This window comes from Streptomyces sp. NPDC008086 (assembly GCF_042957325.1).
Taxonomy (GTDB): domain Bacteria; phylum Actinomycetota; class Actinomycetes; order Streptomycetales; family Streptomycetaceae; genus Streptomyces.
This window is the reverse complement of sequence record NZ_JBIBIA010000025.1, coordinates 1-6759: the sequence shown is the minus strand read 5'-3', so window position 1 is coordinate 6759 and position 6759 is coordinate 1. Positions and strand designations below refer to the sequence as shown.

Sequence of the window (6759 nt, the reverse complement as noted above, 5' to 3'; positions counted from 1 at the left end):
CTCAACCCGGCTCGGAGCATGGCCCGGCATCCGTTGTTCCAGGTGATGCTGGCGTTGAACAACACCACCCACACCACCCCCACCCTCCCCGGACTTCAGTTGGAGCTCCACCCGCTCGACACAGGGACGACCCAGTTCGACCTCGCCCTCAGCCTGGCCGAGGAATTCGACAGCGAAGGCCGACCGACCGGCATCACTGGACAACTGACCTACGCCACCGAGCTCTTCGACGGCACCACTGCCGAGCAACTGCTCCGGCGGTACAGCCGCCTGCTGCGGCAGGTCACCGATGACGCCGACCTGCAACTGTGGTCGGCAGACCTCCTTGGCGTCGACGAACGCAGGCAGCTCCTCGAAGGACACAACGCCACCCAAGTGACCCTGGGCGATGCGCTGGTACCCGTCCTCATCGCGCGGCAGGCCGCGGCCACACCCGAGGCGACAGCGCTCGTCAGCGCCGAGGAATCCCTCACCTACGCCGAACTCGCCAGCCACGTGAATCAGTTGGCGCGACTGCTCGTCGAACACGGTGCCGGTCCCGAACGGACCGTGGCCGTCGCTGTACCGCGCTCCATCGACCTCGTGATCTGCCTGCTCGCTGTGTGGGCCAGTGGCGCCGCGTTCCTCCCGCTGGACCTCGCGTACCCCGCCGAGCGCCTGGACTTCATGATCGGTGACGTCGATCCCGTCCTGCTGCTGACCACCGACCAAGCCCCGGACGTCCTGCCCGGCGACACCCCGCGGCTCCTCCTCGACGACGGGCTCCGCTCTCGCCTGGCCACATACCCGGACGGCGAACTCGGCGACGCGGACCGCGACGCACCCCTGCGAGCGGACCACCCCGCCTACATCATCCATACCTCCGGCTCGACGGGAACGCCCAAGGGAGTCGTCGTCACCCACGCCGGCCTGCCCAACTTCGCGCACGGATACGGCGGCCCGCTGCACGTCGACGAGAACAGCCGCGTCCTGCAGTTCTCCTCCATCAGCTTCGACGCGGCCATGAGCGAGATCATCCCCGCCCTCACCTCCGGGGCGGCCCTCGTCGTTGCCTCCGCCGAGGACCTGTCGCCGGGCGAGCCCTTGGCGCGCACGGTCACCGAGTGCGCGGTCACGCACCTGTGCGTGCCCCCGTCGGTGCTGGAGACACAGGCCGCGACCGCGCCGCTCCCCGACTCGCTGCGCACCCTGATCACCGCCGGCGAGAGGTGTTCCGGCGCGACCGTCGCGCACTGGTCGCCGGGGCGCCGAATGATCAACGCCTACGGGCCCACTGAGTACACCGTCTGCGTCAGCATGACCGGACCCCTGCACGGCGACGCCCGTCCGACCATCGGGCGGCCCATCAGTAACACCCGTGTCTACGTCCTGGACCAGCATCTCCAACCGGTGCCCCCCGGCGTCATCGGCGAACTCTATGTGGCGGGGCATGGTCTCGCCCGAGGCTACGCGGGCCGGTCCGGCCTGACAGCCGGCCGCTTCGTCGCCGACCCCCACGGGCCCACCGGCACCCGCATGTACCGGACAGGAGACCTCGCCCGCTGGACCCATGACGGCGAACTGGAGTACGCCGGCCGCGCCGACGAGCAGATCAAGGTGCGCGGTTTCCGCATCGAACCCGGAGAGATCGAAGCCGCGCTGGCCGGCCTCGACGACGTCGCACAGGCTGCCGTCGTGGCGCGCGACCACCGGCTCGTCGCCTACGTCGTGCCCTCACAGCCGTCGCGGACCGTCGACACGCCGGATCTGCGCGATCGCCTCGCCGCCGTACTTCCCGCCCACCTCGTCCCCGCCGTCATCGTCGTGATGGAGGCCCTGCCGCAGCTGCCCAACGGCAAGTTCGACCGCTCCGCGCTGCCCGCGCCCGACTTCACCGAGCGCGTCGCCGGCCGAGCCCCGCGCAACGCCACCGAAGAGGCGCTGTGCAGCCTGCTGGCGGAGGTCCTGGACCTGCCCACGATCGGTATCGACGACGACTTCTTCGCCCTCGGCGGGCACTCGCTGCTGGCCACCCGTCTCGTCAGCAAGGTACGGACACGACTGGGCGCGGAGATCTCCGTGCGTAACGTGTTCGAGCACCCCACCGTCGCTGGCCTCGCAGCGCAACTCGGCGACACCCGGCCGCTGCGGCCGGTCCTTACACGCCGCACGGGCACGGGACGCGCCGCCCCCTCCCACGCACAGCAGCGCCTGTGGTTCCTGCACCAACTCGCCGGGTCGAGCCCCGCCTACAACATCCCGATGGCCCTGCAGCTCTCCGGTCAGCTCGACGTCGCCGCGCTGCGCGGGGCGCTCGCCGACGTGACGGCCCGCCACGAGGCACTGCGTACCGTACTCGTCGCCGAGGACGGCACGCCCTGGCAGCAACTGCTGCCACCGGCCGACCCGGACGCCGTCCTGACCGTCACCGACGCCATGCCTGAACAGCTCACGGCACACCTGGAGTCGGCGGCCGCGCACTGCTTCGACCTCTCGGCCGAGGCACCCTTGCGCAGCCACCTGTTCCGTATCACCGGCCAGGAGCACGTTCTCCTTCTGGTGCTGCACCACATCGCCGGTGACGGATGGTCAGTCGCACCGCTGACCCGTGACCTCGCCGCCGCGTACCGAGCCCGCCTCGGCACCGGCGAACCGCCCCGATGGGCTGAGCTTCCGGTCCAGTACGCCGACTACAGCGAGTGGCAGCGAGGGCTGCTCGGCGACGCGGACCGACCCGACAGCCTGGCAGGACAGCAACTCGCGTACTGGCGTGAGGCCCTGGACGGTCTGCCCGAGCGCATCCACCTGCCGCTGGACCGGCCGCACCCAGCCTCGATCAGCCACAGCGGCGACAGCGTCCCCTGCATGCTCAGCCCCGCCCTCCACGCCGCCATGACGCAACTCGCCCGCAGTCGCAACGCCACCGTCTTCATGGTCCTGCAGGCAGCGTTTGCGGCTCTCCTGTCGAAGCTCGGAGCCGGCGACGACATCCCCATCGGCACCCCTGTCGCGGGGCGAACGGACGAGTCCCTCGAGGATCTGGTCGGCTTCTTCGTCAACACCCTCGTCGTCCGCACCGACACATCCGGCGACCCCACCTTCGGTCAGCTGCTGGAACGTGTACGGCAGACCGTGCTCAGCGCTCAGGAGCACCAGGAACTGCCCTTCGAACACCTCGTGGAGGACATCAATCCGACCCGCAGTATGGCCCACCACCCGCTGTTCCAGGTCATGCTCGCCTACCACAACATGCCGCCGGCCGCTCTCGACATGCCCGGCCTGGCACTGCGGGTGCACGACCTGCCGATCCGCACCGCCAAGTTCGACCTGCATCTGGAACTGGGCGAGTCCCAGCCGCTGCACGGCGAGCCCGGCGCCGTCACCGGGGTGCTGCAGTACAACACTGACGTCTTCGACCGCGGCACGGTCGAAGCACTCGTACGACGCTTCGTCTCGCTCTTGGAGACCGTCACCCGCGCTCCCGACAGGCCGATGAGCACAATCGACGTCCTCACCGACGAGGAGCGCCGCCGCCTGCTGGTGACCCCGGCCGACACGGCCCGGCCGCTGGCACCGGCGACCCTGCCGCAGCTCTTCGAGGAGCAGGTCGAGCGCAGCCCGGACGCGGCGGCCGTCGTCGACGAAACCGTTGAGCTGAGCTACGCGGAACTGGAAAACCGCGCCAACCGGCTCGCCCACGAACTCGTGCGCCACGGAGCCGGCCCAGAGCGCGTGGTCGCGGTCGCCCTGCCGCGCTCCGCCGACCTCGTGATCGCCCTCCTGGCCATCGTGAAGACAGGAGCCGCCTATCTCCCCCTCGATCTGAGCCATCCGGCCGCGCGCAACGACTACATGCTGCGGGACGCCGCACCAGTGTGTTTCGTGACGCGACCCGGCGACACACTGAGCGGACACGAACATCTGACGACCGTCACTGTCGACGGCGTCGCCCACACCGCAGGCCGTACCCCACCCCCGGACCGAGCGGCGCTCAGGCCCGAGCACCCCGCCTACCTGCTCTACACCTCAGGCACCACCGGAACACCCAAGGGCGTGCTCAACACGCACAGCGCGATCGTCAACCGTCTGCTGTGGACTCAAGCCCAGTACCAACTCGACTGCGAGGACCGGGTACTTCAGAAGACGCCCACTGGCTTCGACGTCTCCGTCTGGGAGTTCTTCTGGCCCCTCATCTGCGGCGCCACGTTGGTGATGGCGCGCCCTGAGGGCCACCGGGACCCCGCTTATCTGGCTGACCTCATCATGCGCGAGCGCATCACCACCACCCATTTCGTCCCGTCAATGCTCCAAGAATTCCTCGCGGAACCCAGGGCACGGCACTGCACCAGCCTGCGCCGCATCCTCAGCAGCGGGGAGGTGCTCACCCCGCAACTGCGCGATCGCGCCCAGCGCCTCCTCCCGGCTGGCCTGCACAACCTCTACGGGCCCACGGAAGCCGCTATCGACGTCACGTCCTGGACGTGCACGCCTGATGACGACAGCGCCGTGGTACCGATCGGCCACCCGGTGTGGAACACAGGCGCCTACGTTCTGGACTCCCACCTCAACCCCGTCGCCACCGGTGTCACAGGGGAGCTGTACATCTCCGGCGCGCAGCTCGCGCGCGGCTATGTCAACCGGCCCGCACTCACCGCCGAGCGTTTCGTCGCCGACCCTTTCACTGGCGACGGCACCCGCATGTACCGCACCGGAGACCTCGTCGGCTGGTCCCGGAACGGCGTCCTCGAGTACGCAGGTCGGGCGGACGGCCAGATCAAGCTTCGGGGCGTCCGTATCGAGCTCGGAGAGGTCGAATCGGTCCTTGCGTCCTGCCCCGGAGTGAGCGCCGCGGCCGCGGCCACCTACGAGGCCGGCGAAGGTGACACCCGAATCGCTGCCTACCTGGTTCCGCAGCCCGAGCTGGATACGGCCGACGCGCACAACGAGGAACACGTCCAGGAATGGGCCACCGTCTACGACCACCTGTACGGCGGCGACGACACCGGCTTCGGCGAGGACTTCTCGGGCTGGACCAGCAGCTACGACGGTGAGCCGATCCCGCTGGAGCAGATGCGGGAGTGGCGGGACAGCACGGTGGAGCGCATCAGGGAACTGCGCCCACGCCGCATCCTGGAGATCGGCGTCGGCTCCGGGCTGCTCCTCTCTCACCTAGCGCCGGATTGCGAGGAGTACTGGGGCACCGATGTGTCACGGGTCGTCGTCGGTCGACTCGCCCGGCAAATCGCAACCGAGACGGAGCTGCGCGGCCGCGTACGGCTACGCGCTCAGCCCGCCGACGAGCTCAGCGGCCTCCCGCGGGGTCACTTCGACACGGTGGTCCTGAATTCGGTGGTGCAGTACTTCCCCACGGCCGACTACCTCCTGACCGTACTCGACGGCGTCGCCGACCTGCTGGCGCCCGGTGGTGTGGTGTTTGTGGGAGACGTGCGTCATCGAGGACTGGTGCGCTCGTTGCGCACCGCAGTGCATCTGGCCCGCAGCACGCCCGGCACCGACGCCGCGCACATCAGGCAGGCCATTGCCCAGGACCTGTTGATGGAGAAGGAACTCCTCCTCGATCCTGCCTACTTCGCCGGCGCATGCGCCCGACTGGACGGCTACAAGTCGGCCACGGCCACGCTCAAGCACGGTACGCACCACAACGAACTGAACCGCTACCGTTACGACGTCGTCCTGCACACCGACCCCAGGCTGCCGCATCTGGCCGCTAACGAGACGACGCTGAGCTGGGACGACGACATCGCCGATCTGGACGGCCTGCGGCACGCTCTGCGGCAGCACCCTTCGGCGCGAGTCCGTGTACGGGCCCTGCCCAACGCACGACTTACCGGCGAAGTCGCTGCGACAAGGCACTTCGACGAGCAGGCCGCCCCGGATGCCGCACGCCGCCACCTCAACGGCTGTGCGGGCATCGACGTCGAGGACGTCCGCGCGCTGGGGCGCACGTTCGGCAGGGGAGTGACCGTCACCTTCGCCGAGACAGGCGACGACCGGTTCGACGCCGTGTTCGCGGCCGACTCCGCGGCCCCGCTGGTTCCGCTCGGACCCCCGGCGCCGCACGAGACTCCCGACCGTTTCGCGAGCACACCGCATGCCGGGCGCTTCCTCAGCGGCGTGACGGCCGCGGCACGAGCGCACTGTGTCGACAGGCTCCCGGCGCACATGGTGCCGTCCACCTTCACCCTGCTCGACCGGCTGCCTGTGAACCGTAACGGCAAGCTGGACCGCAAGGCCCTACCGGCCCCGAAGCCCATCGCCGGAACGTCGCGCCGGGCACCGGCCACGCAGCTCGAATCAGTGCTGTGCACGCTGTTCGCCGAAGTCGTCGGTGCCGAAGCCGTCGGACCCGAGGACGACTTCTTTGACCTTGGCGGACATTCACTGCTCGCCACCCGCCTCATCAGCCGCATCAGGACCGAACTCGACGTCGAGACGAGCGTCGGGCGACTCTTCGACGCGCCCACGCCGGCCGCTCTCGCCGCGGTCCTCGACCCGACGGATCCGACCAGGCCGACCCTCACCGCTCTGCCCGACCGCCCGGATCCGCTGCCGCTGTCCTACGCACAGCAGCGCATGTGGTTCCTGCAGCAACTGGACGGCGACGCACTGACTTACAGCATGCCTGGTGTGTTGCGGTTGGTTGGTGGGCTTGATGTGTCGGCGTTGGAGGGTGCGTTGGTGGATGTGGTGGGTCGGCATGAGGTGTTGCGGACGGTGTTTCCGTCTCGTGGGGGTGTGCCGGTTCAGGAGGTGCTGGGC

The 6759-nt window shown here is 69.2% G+C and carries 1 protein-coding gene; it reads left to right on the top strand.

Translation table 11 applies throughout. The annotated features are described in order from the left end of the window. The coding region (locus tag ACFZBP_RS42140; protein WP_391421135.1) for an amino acid adenylation domain-containing protein at positions 1–6759 on the top strand (6759 nt) is incomplete at both ends.